We start from the raw sequence: 15,354 nt of genomic DNA on the forward strand, positions 1-15,354 counted from the left end.
CATCTTAAATCCCTATTTTTGGATATGGCCAATTTGGACTACGATTACATTATTATTGGGGCGGGAGCAGCAGGTCTTATGCTAGCCGACGCCATGGGAAAGGATACGTATTTTTCAGATATGTCCATTTTGCTTTTGGATAAGAACAGCAAAAATTCTAACGATAGAACTTGGTGCTTTTGGGAAAAAGGAAAAGGTACATTTGATGATATCCTCTTTAAAAAATGGAATCATATTACTTTTAAGAGTCAAAATTTCTCTAAGAATTATGATATCGGGCCCTATTCCTATAAAATGGTCAGAGGCATCGATTTTTATTCCAATTATTTGAAAAGGATAAAGGATTATGCCAACATTACATTTCTACAGGAAGGAGTAAAAGATATCAAGGAAAACCCGGAAAGGGTACTTGTATCGACACCAACAAACACCTATACTTGTCAAAAAGTGTTTGATAGTCGTTTTGAATACGGTTTAACGAATTCTTCAGGCAAATACCCCGTACTACAACAACACTTTGTAGGCTGGGTCATTAAAACCAAAACCCCAATTTTTGATGTGGACCAAGCGACATATATGGATTTCTCCGTCCCTCAAAGAGAAAATACCAGGTTTATGTATGTACTCCCTTTAGAAGAAAATGTGGCCTTGGTAGAGTACACGCTGTTCTCAGAAAATGTATTGCCCAAAAAGGAATACGAAGCGGCAATTCAAGATTATATTAAGGAACAGCTGAATTGTGAGGGGTTTGAAATTTTAGAAAAAGAGCAAGGTAATATACCCATGACGTGCTTCGATTTCTCAGAGAACAATACGGAGAGAGTTTTGCATATAGGAACGGGGGGAGGCTGGGCCAAACCGAGCACGGGATATACTTTTATGAGTACTTCCAAAAAAATTCCTCAGCTAGTAAACAATCTTAAATCAGAGAAAGATTTCAAGCCTATAAAATCAAAAAAACGCTTTTGGTTTTACGATCTCTTGTTCTTGGATGTGCTCCACTCCAACAATGCAATTGGGCATCAAATTTTTACGAGTCTATTCCAAAGTAGACGACCTCAATTGATTTTTAAGTTTCTGGATGAGGAAACCAATCTTTGGGAAGAAATATATTATATATTGGGTTGCCCCAAAATGCCATTCTTAAGAGCCTTTTTCAGAAGGCTACTTTAAACCGTCCTTCGCATTAGGTTCTCCCCAAATTCTCTAAGTATTATTTTTTTATTATTCGTGATATCTAGGGAATCAAGAATTTTAAAAGCCTTTTCGGTGTAGGATGCTATGGCTTCTTGTGTGGATTTTGCGGCTCCACTTTCTTTAAATATCGACTTTACGGCTTCAATCTTGTCCTCAGGTTCCTTGGGTTGTATGGAATATAAATCTAAAAGTTCCTTTTTGAATGTTGTAGAACCGGACTCAATCGCTTTTATAAAGAGATAGGTTTTTTTATTTTCTATAATATCTCCCCCTACTTGCTTACCAAAAGTTTTTGGATTCCCAAAAACATCTAGAAAATCGTCCTGTAATTGAAAGGCAATTCCAAGATTTAACCCGAAGCTATATATAAATTCTTGATTCTGTTTGCTGGTGTTGGCCACTATGCCACCCATTTTCATGGCCGCGGCAACCAAAACAGCGGTTTTGTACTCGATCATTTTCAAATACTCCGGTAATGAAACATCGTCTCGTGTCTCAAAATCTACATCGTACTGTTGTCCTTCACAAACCTGTAGTGCAGTTTTACTGAACAATTCCGCCAAAGCCCTAAAAGTTTTGGGCTCATAATTTTCGAAAAGCTGATAGGCACAAATAAGCATCGCGTCTCCTGAAAGAATTCCCGTATTGGTATCCCACTTTTCATGAACCGTAGTCATACCCCTTCTTACAGGGGCAGCATCCATGATATCATCATGGACCAAAGAGAAATTATGGAAAACTTCAATGGCCAAGGCTGCATTTAGGGCCTCTTTAAAGTTACCATTAAAAATTTCTGCCGTTAACAATGCCAATACAGGTCTAAGACGCTTGCCTCCCAGTTTTAAAATATAGTTGATGGGTTCATAAAGATTGGTAGGCTCCTGAACAACAAACTTGGAATCCAAATAATCAATGAATTCGGCCCTGTAATAATCAATGGAATGCATGCACCTTTTTTTTCAAAAATACATCCATTGTTACAAAAAGCAGATACATACGTCAGATGTTATAGAAAAAAGATTCAAAAAAATGCAATAGTTTTTAAAATCATCGTCTCTACTATTGAAGACCTAAAGAAAAACCACCAGTGGTTTCTAGAAAACAACAGAATAACAACCTAACCGATTTCTTTGAAGAGGAATATAGTTCACTCAAAGGCTATGTGCGCTCAAAAATAACGCATACAGCAGAAAGTGATGCAGAAGATATTATTCAGGATGTTGCCCTGCGGATATTCTCTAGGCCTTTGGACGCATTACCTATCCAAAATATTGGAGGATTTGTATACAACGCCATAAGAAATAGGATTATCGATGTAATGCGTACCAAAAAGGAAAGGATAGATAACGAAAAAACCCTAGAGCTGCTTTGGACGGAATTTGCAAGCATGTTCTATGAAGATTTTACGGAAGAATATCCGGACCAACTCAAGGAAAGGCTAAAAGAAGCTATTGCAGAACTTAAACCTGTTTATAGAGACATCGTAATCGCCGTAGATTTTGAAGGGTATACCTACCGAGAAATCTCCAAGCAAACAGGAATACCCCCGGGAACATTAATGTCAAGGAGGCACAGGGCCATGTCCCTATTATTAAAAAAATTGGAATTGGTAAAAAAATAAAAACAAAGAATTATGGAAACGAACCAAAACATTGAGAGACACGTTGAAGACACCGTAAAAAAGTCAGTAAAAAAAGGGGTGAAAATATTCTTCTTTATCCTTCTAGGCATAGCTATCGCATTTTTGGTTGGCTATATAGTCATGCGCTTATGGAATTGGTTAATGCCCCATTTGTTCGGGCTGCCACAGGTTACTTATTGGGAAGCCGTGGGTGTTTTAATCCTCGCCAAAATAATCTTTGGATTTGGCGGAGGCGGAAGTCATGACAATAAGAAAAAATCCAAAAAGAAGGAGTTTTTTACAAATCGATGTAAAAGCATGCGCAGGGACTTTTCGGATTGGGACCATTATGATGAATTTTGGAAGGAAGAAGGAGAACAGGCCTATAAAAACTATGTTGAAAGAATTAAAAATAACAATCATGAAGAAGGAGGAGCATAAATCCAAAAAGAAATATAACCTTTTAAATAAAGCCTTCTTTTGGAGCTTGAACAGTTCCAATCTAGGTGACGAGAATCGCAAATCCATATTTCCGGAACAACCTATACTAGAAAATGGAAACAATTAAAGCCTTGAGGTGTTAACAAATTGTAAAACTTTGGAAACTTTTATTGTTTTTAAAGTTTCCATAACTATCTTTGACGTCCAATATGAAAGATAAGATAAGAGAAAAAGCAACGGATATGTTCTTAAACTACGGGTTTAAAAGCATTACCATGGATGACATTGCAAATACCTTGGGAATTTCAAAAAAGACGATTTATTCCGAATACAATAACAAAACGTCCTTGGTAGAAGATTGTGTAATGGGCAAATTCTGTAACATGAGCGACGGAATCAATGAAATCACGGCACAGGAAAAGAATCCAATCGAAGAGCTTTTTGAGATAAAAAAATATGTGTTAAGTCACCTAAAGGACGAAAAGGCCTCCCCGCAATTTCAATTGATGAAGTACTATCCTAAGATTTTTGGCAAGCTAAAAGAACTTCAATATGAGATGATGCAACATTGTGTGACCTCAAATATTGAAAGAGGAATGGAGCTAGGGCTTTATAGACCCAACCTGCATGTTGATTTTATCTCTAGAATATACTTTGCCGGTATGGATAGTATCAAAGACCAGACTCTATTTCCTATAGACCGTTTTCCTACCATTTTTTTAATGGAATCCTATCTGGAGTATCATTTAAGGGGCATTGTTTCCCCTGAAGGCCGAAAAAAATTAAACGAAATCATCAATTCAAACCATCAATAAATGCGTAATCCACTAATCACTTTACTATTGTTCATGGCACTTACAACTGGCCATGCACAGGAACAAACTTACAGTTTTACCTTAGAGGAGGCCGTAGCCTTTGCCCTGGAAAACAATTACAGTGCCATAAATGCGGATAGGGACCTTATAGATGCCCAAAAACAAAAATGGGAAACCATAGCAGACGGCCTTCCTCAAATTTCCGGGGCCGTTAGCTATCAAAACCAATTAAAGCAACCGGTATCCGTAATTCCGGCAGAAATATTCGGTGGGGAACCAGGAACGTTTGCAGAAGTAGTTTTTGGCCAACCCCAAACGGCAACGGCAACGGCAACCCTTACCCAGAAAATATTTGACGGTTCCTACATCGTCGGGGTTCAGGCGACCAAGGCCTTTTTAAAATACAGTGCCAACAACAAGGAAAAAACAGCTATGGATGTAAGGAAATCGGTGGTGGAGTCCTACGGAAATGTTCTATTGGCACAAGAGAGCGTTGCTATCCTAAAAAAGAATAAAGAAACCTTGGACAAAAACCTCTACGAAACCACCAAGCTCTATGAAAATGGACTGGGCGATCAAGAAAGTGTGGATCAGCTTAAGATAACCCTTTCCTCCATTGAAAATCAATTAAAGAACGCCATTCGGTTAGAGAAAATAACCTTACAAATGCTAAATGTGGTCATGGGACTGGATTTGGACACCCCTACCCGATTGGAAGAAAATTTGGAGAACCTGACCCAGAAAAAAATTGAATTCGGGATTATGGATAACGAACTTGATATAGAGAACAATGTTGACTATAAAATGGCGCTAAACCTCAACGAACAGCGCTTTTTTGAGTGGAAATTGGCCAGAAGCAGGGCCCTGCCCACTTTGAACGCCTTTGTCAACTATGGTACGAGCTCCTTTTCGGACTCCTTTACCTTTTTGGATGGCGATCAACAATGGTTCGATTCTTCGGTCCTTGGCTTCGATTTAAATATTCCCATCTTTAGTTCCCTAAAAAGGAACGCCAGTACGCAACGCGCCAAAATAGCCCTGGAAAAGGCAAAAACACAATTGACCGAGGCCGAACAGCAGATCCGGTTACAATTGGAAAATGCCAAAAGCAACTATGTATTGGCCATTGAGCAGTACCAGACCGCAAAAGAAAATCTGAAACTTGCAGAACGCATAGAGCAAAAAAACCAAATAAAATATACGGAAGGGCTGGCCAGCAGTTTTGAACTACGCCAGGCACAGACACAATTGTACACCGCCCAACAAGAATATCTGCAGAATATGGTAGATGTCATCAACAAGAAAACAGCACTGGAAATTATACTTAACGAACAATCCTAAGCAATCGATCAATTAAATATATTATTATGAAAAAATTACTTTTCCTAGCCCTTCCTCTTGGAATATTATCCTGCGGAGGTGATAATAAATCCGTATCGGGGTTAATAGAAAAAGGTGACGTAGAGGCATTAAGGGTTAAAAAGAACGAAATAGTAAGTCAACAAAAAGCACTTGAAAGTCAGCTGGCCCAAATAGATTCCGTTATATCGCTTTATGGAACGGACGAAAAATTTCCCTTGGTAAATACAATTACCGTAGCACCTGAGCTTTTTAGCCATTATTTGGAACTTCAAGGTGATGTTAGTACCAAACAGAACGTTCTCGTTTACCCGGAAATGTCCGGGACCTTACAGCGCGTTTATGTAAAAGAAGGGCAGCGCGTCAACAAAGGGCAACTATTGGCCACTATAGACGATGGCGGTATGGGTAGCCAACTGTCCCAATTAAAGACCCAAGCAGAGCTTGCCGAAACTACTTTTGAAAGAAGAAAAAGGCTTTGGGAACAACAAATAGGTTCGGAAATAGAATATCTATCCGCAAAGGCCGAGTACGAGGCACGTCGCGATGCCGTAAAACAAGCCGAGAGCCAATTGGGAAAATCGTCCGTTCGTGCCCCTTTTTCGGGCATTATAGACGATGTCATCAAAGATCAAGGGACCGTAGTCTCCCCGGGTCCGGGTTCGGAAATATTTAGGATAGTGAACCTTTCCGATATGTATATAGAGGTAGATGTTCCAGAGACCTATCTAGGTCAAATTACCAAAGGAAAAGAAGCCTTGGTTTATTTTCCGATTTTAGGAGATAGCATCCAAACAAAAATCAGGGAGACCGGAAACTTCATAAACCCGGCAAACCGATCCTTTAGTGTAGAAATACCGGTCCCTAACAAGCATGGTAAAATTAAGCCCAACCTTACGGCCAAGGTAAACCTAAACGATTATACCAGTGAGGACGCCATTCTGTTACCATCAAGTATAATTTCAGAAAATGCGGAAGGGGACCAATATGTTTATGTGGCCGAAGAACCCAACGCCGATAACGAAGCGGTGGTCAAAAAAACTTTTATAACCGTTGGAAAAACCCAAGGTCCGTACGTTGAAGTACTTTCTGGTCTGGAGAATGGAAACCATGTTGTTAAGGAAGGCGCAAGAAGTGTAAAGGACGGCCAAAAAGTTAAAATTCAAAAGTAAGATCGGATGAGCGATAAAATAAAGAAAAACGCCGATAAGGAGTTTAAGTTATCTTCTTGGGCCATTGATAATCCTTCGGTCATTTATGTCCTCATCGCCATATTTCTATGGCTAGGATTTTCTGCCTATATGGCAATGCCCAGGGAAGATTTTCCCGAAATTGTAGAAACCAAGGTGTACATAAGCACACCCTATCCCGGCAATACGGCCGAAGATATAGAAAGATTGATTACGGATCCCTTGGAGGACCGCCTTAAAAACCTGAGCAATGTAGTAGAGATCGTTTCTACCTCCCAAGAGGACTATGCCATAATTACGGTCGAGTTCGATGAGGAGATAACCGTGGAACAGGCCAAGCAGAACGTTAAGGACGAAGTCGATTCCGAAAAAGCCAGTGAGGACTGGCCAACCTTCAACGGTGCCAAGGTAGACCCCAATGTGTTCGACCTTAATTTTTCTGAGGAAGTACCCATCATGAACATCAATTTTACGGGAGATTATCCTGTGGAAAAGCTTAAGGATTTTGCGGAATACCTACAGGACGAAATTGAGGACCTACCTGAAATTAAACAGGCCGATATTCGAGGGGCACAGGAGAAAGAGGTTGAAGTAGCCGTGGATATTTATAGGATGATGGCTTCCAAAATAAGTTTTCAAGATGTACTGAATGCCATTGGTAACGGCAACATGACCATATCTGCAGGAAACCTAAAAACCAATGGACAGCGGCGTACCATCCGCGTATTGGGCGAAATAGAGGAACCCGGCGATTTGGAAAATTTTGTGGTAAAATCGGAAAATGGCGCGGTTTACTTAAAGGATATCGCCGAGGTTACCTTTAAAGAGAAGGACAAAACCACTTATGCCAGGGAATTTGGTAGTAACGTGGTCATGTTGGATGTTAAAAAACGTGCCGGTAGAAATGCCATTTCAGCCGCCGATAAAATCAAGGAGATCGTTAAGCAAGAACAGGCCAATTATTTTCCTACGGACCTTCACATTTCCATTGCCAACGATTCCTCTACCCGTACCTTGAACCAAGTGGATGACTTGGTAAACAATATCATTTTCGGGATAATCCTAGTGGTAACGGTCCTTATGTTCTTTTTAGGATTTAGAAATGCTTTGTTCGTGGGGTTTGCTATTCCCATGTCCATGTTTATGTCCTTTATGATCCTATCCTGGTTAGGGTACACCTTGAACACCATGATTCTTTTTGGGATGATCATGGGTCTTGGAATGCTGGTGGACAACGGTATTGTAGTGGTTGAGAATGTTTATCGTTTAATGGACGAGGGCATGTCAAAAATCGAGGCTGCAAAAAAAGGAATAGGGGAAATTGCCTTTCCCATCATTATATCAACGGCAACTACGGTAGCCGCCTTTGTTCCGCTTGGATTGTGGCCGGGCATCTTTGGGCAATTTATGAAATTCTTCCCGATAACGCTATCGGTCGTACTCGGTTCCTCTTTGATAGTCGCCATTTTCATGAATTCCATGCTCGTTTCTAAGTTTATGAGTACCAGTGAAAAGGAGCTTACCCTAAAACAGCTTATAAGAATGAGTATTATTTTAGGTGGCTTAGGTATTTTAATTCTTGTTTTTGGTGGTGCCTTGCGCGGTTTGGGATCCGTACTTATACTTACCGGAATTATGTTCTGGGTGTACAAATACGTCATCAAGGGCGCCGCACAAAATTTTCAGAAAAAGACCATGTCCCGGTTTGAGGATTGGTACGAAACACGTTTAAAACATGCCCTAAGGGGAAAGAACGTATACTGGTATTTTGGACTAACCTTTCTTTTATTGATCGGTGTCTTCGTGCTCTTCGGCATATCCCTGGGCACCGGAAGAACCAAAGTAGAATTCTTTCCGGACAACAATCCCAATGAAATCTATGTTTATATAGAATATCCCGAAGGCACCGCGATCGAAAAGACCAACGAGATTACCCAGGATGTGGAAAACCAAGTGTATGCGCTCTTGGATGATCCTGCCTACAAGAAAAACGGGGAGAACTTTATCGTTACCTCTGCCGTTTCGGTAGTAGGGGAAGGGGCCGGGAACCCTTTAACGGATGGCGGGTCTTCCGCAGAAATGCCCCATAAGGGAAAATTAACCGTAAACTTTGCCGAATTTAAGTATCGTAATGGCATAAATACCGAGAATATAAGGGCCAAGGTACAAGAAGCCGTTAGTGGCATTTACCCGGGTGTCGCTATCTCTGTTGAAAAAGAAGCGAATGGCCCCCCGGCTGGCCCCCCCATTAATATAGAGTTGGAAGGCAGGGATTATGACCAGTTGATCAATACGGCCGAAGACATCCGTAATTTTCTGAACACCAAGAACATTGAAGGTATAGAGGAGCTAAAAATCGATGTAAACAAAAGTAAACCGGCCATGCGGGTCAATGTAGACAGGAAAAAAGCCGGTGAACTCGGAGTCGCCGTAGGCCAGGTAGGCAACCAACTTCGCCGCTCGTTGTTTGGTGAAAAAGCAGGGGTGTACAAGGAAGACGGGGATGATTTTGACATCAACATACGTTTTAACGAGGATTTAAGGTATAACAAGAGTGCCCTCTTTAACCAGAACATTATTTTTAGGGATCCCGCCACGGGGCAGATCAAGGAAATCCCAATTTCCGCTGTTGCCACAGAGACCAATACTTCTGGTTTTAGTGCTATAAAACATAGGGACGGTAATCGTGTGGTAACTGTGTATTCCGGTTTAAAGGCTGGAGGAAACGCCGCGGCCATTGTTGCCCAGATTCAGGAGGAAATGAAACAGTTTGAAGGAATGCCGGACAATGTCAAAGTGGATTATACCGGTGAGATCGAAGAACAGAACAAGCAACAGATGTTTTTGATCGGAGCATTTTTCTCCGGACTTGGCTTGATTATGCTGATTCTTATTTTCCAATTTGGAGGAATCTCCAAACCCTTAATTATTATGATTGCCATATTCCTAAGTTTTATTGGGGTCTTTGGAGGGCTTATGCTTACCGGTTGGTCCTTTGTGATCATGATGACCATGATGGGAATTATTTCCTTGGCAGGAATTGTGGTAAACAATGGGGTCGTATTGCTGGATTATACGCAAATATTGGTAGACCGTAGAAAGGTAAACCTAGGAATGGACGACAAAGATCTATTAACGTTGTCCGATGCATCGGAAGCTATAGTTAAGGGCGGAAAGGCAAGGCTTCGTCCCGTAATCCTTACGGCCATTACCACGGTACTTGGCTTGATTCCCCTTGCTATTGGATTGAATATTGATTTCTTTGCCCTATTCTCGGAGTTTAACCCTCACGTCTATATTGGGGGGGACAACGTGGTGTTCTGGGGACCCTTGGCGTGGACCGTAATATTTGGTCTTATCGTGGCGACCTTCTTAACCTTGATCATTGTACCTGTGTTGTTCAATATTGTATACCGTATCAGGATTAAAGTGAGGGGAGCAGGAAATAGCTAAAAACTATATTCGGTTTTCTAAAAGAATATGCTAAGCATTTAGAAGTTTAAGATTACATAAACAAAAAAGTCCGATACCAAAGTATCGGGCTTTTTTAATAATAGTATTCGGGTCACTAGTTAATTACGACGGATTTTTTACTATCCAGTTTTTCCACACTCGCAATTCTATTATTGTCAAAATTGACCTCTTTTACAGAATCACTCTCCCAGAACAACCATTTACCGGTCTTTACGCCTTGATCATAATTGCCCATGGCAATTTTTTCTCCATTTTCATCGAACATAGTCCATTTTCCTTCCAATTTTTCGTTCAAGAAAAAACCTTGTTGGGAAACTTCACCATTGGCATGGAAATAGGTTGCCTTAACCTTTTCACCCACTTTTTCAAACTTGGGTTCTACTTCTTGGGCATTTGCACTAAAGGAAAGTGCCAAAACTGCCATTATTAGTATACGTTTCATAGAATATATTTTTTAAAAATTACTTTCGACATAACATTAACGTTACAAATATAGAATTATTCTACCATAAATCAATATTTAGGTAACGTTTACTTAACGTTAAATTTACATTGAAATTATAAATATTTGATTGGTAACACCTTACATATTTAATTTTAACGTTTTCTGATTTTGAAAAAAAGCATTCTGTCTAAATGAATCTTTAATCGCCAAGACTTCTTAAATTTGCGCATTTATTAATTGAATCGATATGTACAGAAGTCATACCTGTGGAGAATTAAGGGAATCGCATATAAATACTGATGTTGTTTTATCTGGCTGGGTCCATAAAACCAGGGATAAAGGATTTGTTGTTTGGGTAGATATACGTGATCGCTACGGTATAACGCAGTTGGTATTCGATGAAGACCGTACTTCTGTGGAACTTTTGGAAAAAGCCAGAAATCTGGGACGTGAGTTTGTTATTCAGGTTAAGGGTTCTGTCATTGAAAGAGCTTCTAAAAATGATAAGATACCAACAGGCGCCATAGAGGTGTTGGTTAAAGAACTTTCTATTCTTAATGTTTCCAAAACTCCTCCTTTTACCATTGAGAACGATACCGATGGTGGTGAAGACCTTAGGATGAAATATCGATATCTGGACATTCGTCGTAATCCCGTAAAAAACAACCTTATTTTTAGAAGTAAGGTGACCATGGAAGTCCGAAACTATTTGTCTCAAGAGGGATTTATAGAGGTTGAAACTCCCTATTTAATTAAGTCGACCCCGGAAGGCGCTCGGGACTTTGTTGTTCCCAGTAGAATGAACGAAGGACAGTTCTATGCCCTACCCCAATCCCCACAGACTTTTAAACAGCTTTTGATGGTGGGGGGAATGGACAAATACTTTCAAATTGTAAAGTGCTTCAGGGACGAGGACCTGCGTGCGGACAGGCAACCTGAGTTTACACAAATCGACTGTGAAATGGCCTTTGTAGAGCAGGAAGACATCCTAGAAACCTTTGAAGGACTCACAAAATATTTGCTTAAGGAAATCAATGGAATTGAGATAGATGAATTCCCAAGAATCACCTTTGACGAGGCCATGGCAAAATATGGTAATGACAAGCCCGACATACGTTTTGGAATGGAATTTGGCGAACTTAACGAAGTTGCCCAACATAAGGATTTCAATGTTTTCAATTCCGCCGAATTGGTCGTGGGTATTGCCATCCCTGGTGGTAACTCATATACGAGAAAGGAAATAGACAAACTTACGGATTGGGTAAAAAGACCACAGGTAGGTGCGTTGGGAATGGTGTATTGCCGATGCAATGAAGATGGTAGCTACAAATCGTCCGTGGATAAATTTTACGATCAAGACGACTTGGCCAATTGGGCCAAGGCTACCGGCGCACAGGGAGGTGACCTTATTTGTGTCCTTTCCGGGGACAAAAACAAGGTAAGAGGTCAACTGAGTGCCTTACGAATGGAGATGGCACAACGGTTAGGCCTACGAAAATCGGATGAATTTGCACCGCTTTGGGTGGTTGATTTTCCCTTGTTGGAATTGGACGAGGAGACCGGGCATTACCATGCCATGCACCATCCGTTTACGTCCCCTAAACCAGGGCAATTGGAGCTGTTGGACAAAGATCCGGGAGCGGTCCGTGCCAATGCCTATGATTTGGTATTAAACGGAAACGAAATTGGAGGAGGTTCCATTCGAATTCACGATAAGGAAACCCAGTCCATTATGTTCAAACATCTAGGATTTACGCCTGAAGAAGCCAAGGCACAGTTTGGGTTTTTGATGGATGCCTTTCAATACGGCGCACCGCCACATGGCGGAATCGCCTTTGGGCTAGATCGTTTGGTTTCAATTTTGGGCGGTCAAGAAACCATTCGGGACTTTATCGCCTTTCCTAAGAACAACAATGGTAGGGATGTCATGATCGATGCCCCTGCACCCATCGATGAAGAACAATTAAAAGAGCTAAATCTGAAATTGGATTTATAGGAAATAAAAAATCCCACTTTTAGGTGGGATTTTTATATACCTTTAAATGAAGTTTTTCAGGAATGCCAACCCAAAACAAATCCTTGCTTAAACGTTTGCTCATCTGGAGGTATAAAAATATATCCCAGAAAACTTTTATTTACATACTCAGCGTAATTGTTGGGCTTTTGGCAGGTTTGGCCTCCGTGACCTTAAAGAACATCACCTATTTTATTGAGGCGTCTTTGGAAAAAGGCATCATCTTTTCCCAAAACCAACTATACTTTATCCTACCGATTATCGGGTTGACCTTAGTTTACCTCTATGTGAAATTCGTCCATAAAGAGCGCTTAAAGCATGCAGTGTCTTCAATTTTGTTTTCCTTATCTAAAAAGAGGGGAATTATAGCGCGAAAGCAAATTTTTACCCAGTTAATAGCAGCCCCACTAACCGTGGGTTTCGGGGGTTCCGTAGGTCTTCTAGGTCCGGCCGTAGCATCTGGGGCAGCCATTAGTTCCAACCTGGGCAAATTGTTCCATATTAATGCTAAAACGAGGTCATTGCTTATTGCCTGTGCCTCGGCAGGTGCCATTGCCTCCATATTTCAATCCCCTATTGCCGCCATTATCTTTGCTGTAGAGGTATTTAGTATGGACCTGACCATGCTATCCATGTTGCCCTTACTATTGGCATCGATTTCAGGGGTGCTTACCTCCTACTTCTTTCTGGGAAACGAGGTGCTCTTTACTTTTAATATATCGCGTGCCTTTGAGGTCAAGGATACCTTGTTCTATATTGTCTTGGGAGTAGGTACGGCCGTTGCTTCTATCTACTTCACCAAAATGTACTTTGGTATCCTTAAACTTTTTAAACCGCTTAAAAGTCCCAAATACCGACTTTTGGTCGGCGGATTGGCCATAGGGATCATGTTGTACATGATTCCCCCGCTCTATGGGGAAGGTTTCAGTTTTATAAATAATTTATTGATCGGAGACCATATACAGGCATTGGGCAAAACTCCTTTTGACCAATTCTTGGACAATATTTGGGTCGTCATCGCCCTATTGTTCGGTATTACCATATTCAAGGCTGTAGCGATGACGACTACCCTAGCCGCTGGGGGTGCCGGTGGAATTTTCATCCCCACCATGGTCATGGGCAGTGCCTTGGGCAACGTGGTAGCCAAGGTCATTAATAATTTGGGATTAGGTTTTTCGGTATCCGAAAGTAATTTTACCTTGATTGGTATGGCCGGGCTCATAGCCGGAGTACAGCATGCTCCCTTGACTGCAATTTTCTTAATTGCCGAGATTACGGGGGGATACGGACTTTTTGTCCCGTTGATGATAACCGCTTCCATCTCCTACCTCATTACCAAAAACACGATAGACTATACCATTTATACCCGAGAACTTGCCGAAAGTGGGGATTTGCTGACCCATAACAAGGACAAGGCCGTACTGACCCTAATGCGTTTGGATGACCTAATTGAAATGAACTTTAAAACGGTGAACCAGCATATGACCTTGGGGGAGATGTTACATGAGTCCGTAGCAAAATCTACCCGAAACATTTTCCCCGTGGTGGATCACCAAGAAGCCTTGGTAGGTATAATACTTTTGGACGATATTCGGGAATTCATGTTCGATACCGCCTTATACCAAAGTACCAAGGCCATCACTTTTATGCAAAAACCACCGGAGCTCATTTTTTATGGACGGGACAATATGCAGGCCATTATGCAAAAATTTCAAGATAGCGGTGCCTGGAACCTGCCCGTGGTAAAGGATGGCAAATACCTGGGGTTTGTCTCCAAATCCAAATTATTGACGGCCTACCGCAGGGAATTGATCAACTTTACGGGGAATTAGATTATATTATACATGTAAACGAAATATATGTAATTGTACACATATATAATTGTTGTGCATCATATTGAAAAAAGAAACTCATTACAAAAAATCGGGATAGCCGAAACCCGAATAAAGTAGGCAATATGCAATCAGAATTATGAATAGAACAATCAACCAACTGACTTTAATCGTAGCACTTTTTGTGTTGGCTTTTGGGTTCCAAAGTTGTGAACAAAAACAAAAGGAAGAATCTAAAAAAGTTGAAAAAGAAGTTACAGTTGAATCCGAGAAACCTGAATATTTTCTCTTAAGACCAGAAGTGGAAAAAGCTTACGGATATTCGCACGCTGTGAAAATCGGAAATAGCATTAAAATCTCTGGAGCAGTAAGTATGGACGACGAAGGAAACCCAACCGCAATAGGCGATATAGAACAACAAATGAAAAACTGTTATTCAGACTTGGAAAAAATATTGATACACTATGGTTGTACATTTGATGATGTGGTTGTAGAAAACATTTTTACAACGAATATGGCTCAAATGCTGGAAAAATCAGGATATCGAGCTGAAATTTACAAAAACCATTTCCCGGCTGGTTCTTGGCTCGGAGTAAAGGAATTGGCACTTCCTGAATTTATGGTTGAAATCGAACTGGAAGTACATAAATCCGAATAAAAGTAGCAACGCCTGACAATGGCTACAAGTAATTGCTCGTTCTTGCCGACTTTAGAAATTCCTGCGGAATTCCCAAGTTGATGTATAGTTGGAAGTTAATAGCTAAACCACACAACAACAAACAGCTCACAGCTACATGATAAAGTAGATACGTGCCATAACATAAGTAACCGTTGCACAAGCCATTAATATTCAAAAAAACATGTCCTTTTAAGCCGCTCTAAGCGGCTTTTTCTTTTATCAATCAAAAGTCAATGACAAATTTCGGCTTGTTTTGACGGGGTTCAAATAACCGTTGCAGGCCACTT

General features: G+C 40.8%; 13 protein-coding genes. 11 read left to right on the forward strand and 2 right to left on the reverse strand.

What is annotated here, in order from left to right:
* Positions 1-24 precede the first annotated feature (24 nt).
* A complete protein-coding gene (locus PP182_RS03635; protein ID WP_272649960.1) occupies positions 25-1,173 on the forward strand; it encodes a lycopene cyclase family protein in 1,149 nt (382 codons plus the stop codon).
* On the opposite strand, the gene PP182_RS03640 is transcribed toward PP182_RS03635, so the two are convergent.
* On the reverse strand, positions 1,170-2,144 hold the full coding sequence (locus PP182_RS03640) for a polyprenyl synthetase family protein (RefSeq protein WP_272649961.1): 975 nt from the start codon (positions 2,142-2,144) through the stop codon (positions 1,170-1,172). The two genes, PP182_RS03635 and PP182_RS03640, sit on opposite strands and share 4 nt — an antisense overlap.
* Before the next feature lie 140 nt (positions 2,145-2,284).
* On the opposite strand from PP182_RS03640, the gene PP182_RS03645 reads away from it, so the two are divergent.
* The 7 genes from PP182_RS03645 to PP182_RS03675 all read left to right on the forward strand — a co-directional run bounded on the left by PP182_RS03645 (position 2,285) and on the right by PP182_RS03675 (position 10,076).
* Complete coding sequence (locus tag PP182_RS03645) at positions 2,285-2,818, forward strand: RNA polymerase sigma factor (protein ID WP_272649962.1); 534 nt, start codon at positions 2,285-2,287, stop codon at positions 2,816-2,818.
* Positions 2,819-2,830: 12 nt separating this feature from the next.
* Positions 2,831-3,259: a hypothetical protein gene (locus PP182_RS03650; protein ID WP_272649963.1), complete on the forward strand. Its 429-nt coding sequence runs from the start codon at positions 2,831-2,833 to the stop codon at positions 3,257-3,259.
* Positions 3,240-3,386, forward strand: a complete 147-nt coding sequence (locus PP182_RS03655) for a hypothetical protein (protein WP_272649964.1) — start codon at positions 3,240-3,242, stop codon at positions 3,384-3,386. The genes PP182_RS03650 and PP182_RS03655 overlap by 20 nt, the downstream gene beginning before the upstream one ends.
* A gap of 82 nt (positions 3,387-3,468) precedes the next feature.
* The gene (locus tag PP182_RS03660) at positions 3,469-4,074 is read left to right on the forward strand and encodes a TetR/AcrR family transcriptional regulator (RefSeq protein WP_272649965.1); all 606 of its coding nucleotides are present in this window, start codon (positions 3,469-3,471) and stop codon (positions 4,072-4,074) included.
* Entirely contained in the window at positions 4,075-5,415 is a 1,341-nt protein-coding gene (locus PP182_RS03665; RefSeq protein WP_272649966.1) for a TolC family protein, read from the forward strand. It begins immediately after the preceding gene.
* A gap of 26 nt (positions 5,416-5,441) precedes the next feature.
* A complete protein-coding gene (locus PP182_RS03670; protein ID WP_272649967.1) occupies positions 5,442-6,605 on the forward strand; it encodes an efflux RND transporter periplasmic adaptor subunit in 1,164 nt (387 codons plus the stop codon).
* Positions 6,606-6,611: 6 nt separating this feature from the next.
* On the forward strand, positions 6,612-10,076 hold the full coding sequence (locus PP182_RS03675) for an efflux RND transporter permease subunit (RefSeq protein WP_272649968.1): 3,465 nt from the start codon (positions 6,612-6,614) through the stop codon (positions 10,074-10,076).
* A 115-nt stretch (positions 10,077-10,191) separates the two neighbouring features.
* Here the strand turns inward: PP182_RS03675 and PP182_RS03680 are convergent, their stop codons facing one another.
* Positions 10,192-10,539, reverse strand: a complete 348-nt coding sequence (locus PP182_RS03680) for a toxin-antitoxin system YwqK family antitoxin (RefSeq protein ID WP_272649969.1) — start codon at positions 10,537-10,539, stop codon at positions 10,192-10,194.
* A 250-nt stretch (positions 10,540-10,789) separates the two neighbouring features.
* Here PP182_RS03680 and aspS point away from each other — a divergent pair, with 250 nt between their 5' ends.
* From aspS to PP182_RS03695, 3 genes are all read left to right on the forward strand, one after another.
* The gene (aspS, locus tag PP182_RS03685; protein ID WP_272649970.1) at positions 10,790-12,538 is read left to right on the forward strand and encodes an aspartate--tRNA ligase; all 1,749 of its coding nucleotides are present in this window, start codon (positions 10,790-10,792) and stop codon (positions 12,536-12,538) included.
* A 62-nt stretch (positions 12,539-12,600) separates the two neighbouring features.
* On the forward strand, positions 12,601-14,388 hold the full coding sequence (locus PP182_RS03690; RefSeq protein WP_272649971.1) for a chloride channel protein: 1,788 nt from the start codon (positions 12,601-12,603) through the stop codon (positions 14,386-14,388).
* A gap of 139 nt (positions 14,389-14,527) precedes the next feature.
* Positions 14,528-15,046: a RidA family protein gene (locus PP182_RS03695; RefSeq protein WP_272649972.1), complete on the forward strand. Its 519-nt coding sequence runs from the start codon at positions 14,528-14,530 to the stop codon at positions 15,044-15,046.
* Positions 15,047-15,354: the final 308 nt, after the last annotated feature.

This window comes from Maribacter sp. PR1 (assembly GCF_028464145.1).
Lineage (GTDB): Bacteria > Bacteroidota > Bacteroidia > Flavobacteriales > Flavobacteriaceae > Maribacter.

Coding starts and splice junctions, on each gene's coding strand:
- PP182_RS03670 (WP_272649967.1), top strand. CDS start 5,442: ATGAAAAAATTACTTTTCCTAGCCCTTCCTCTTGGAATATTATCCTGC.
- PP182_RS03690 (WP_272649971.1), top strand. CDS start 12,601: ATGCCAACCCAAAACAAATCCTTGCTTAAACGTTTGCTCATCTGGAGG.
- PP182_RS03695 (WP_272649972.1), top strand. CDS start 14,528: ATGAATAGAACAATCAACCAACTGACTTTAATCGTAGCACTTTTTGTG.
- aspS (WP_272649970.1), top strand. CDS start 10,790: ATGTACAGAAGTCATACCTGTGGAGAATTAAGGGAATCGCATATAAAT.
- PP182_RS03650 (WP_272649963.1), top strand. CDS start 2,831: ATGGAAACGAACCAAAACATTGAGAGACACGTTGAAGACACCGTAAAA.
- PP182_RS03640 (WP_272649961.1), bottom strand. CDS start 2,144: ATGCATTCCATTGATTATTACAGGGCCGAATTCATTGATTATTTGGAT.
- PP182_RS03660 (WP_272649965.1), top strand. CDS start 3,469: ATGAAAGATAAGATAAGAGAAAAAGCAACGGATATGTTCTTAAACTAC.
- PP182_RS03680 (WP_272649969.1), bottom strand. CDS start 10,539: ATGAAACGTATACTAATAATGGCAGTTTTGGCACTTTCCTTTAGTGCA.
- PP182_RS03655 (WP_272649964.1), top strand. CDS start 3,240: ATGAAGAAGGAGGAGCATAAATCCAAAAAGAAATATAACCTTTTAAAT.
- PP182_RS03635 (WP_272649960.1), top strand. CDS start 25: ATGGCCAATTTGGACTACGATTACATTATTATTGGGGCGGGAGCAGCA.
- PP182_RS03675 (WP_272649968.1), top strand. CDS start 6,612: ATGAGCGATAAAATAAAGAAAAACGCCGATAAGGAGTTTAAGTTATCT.
- PP182_RS03665 (WP_272649966.1), top strand. CDS start 4,075: ATGCGTAATCCACTAATCACTTTACTATTGTTCATGGCACTTACAACT.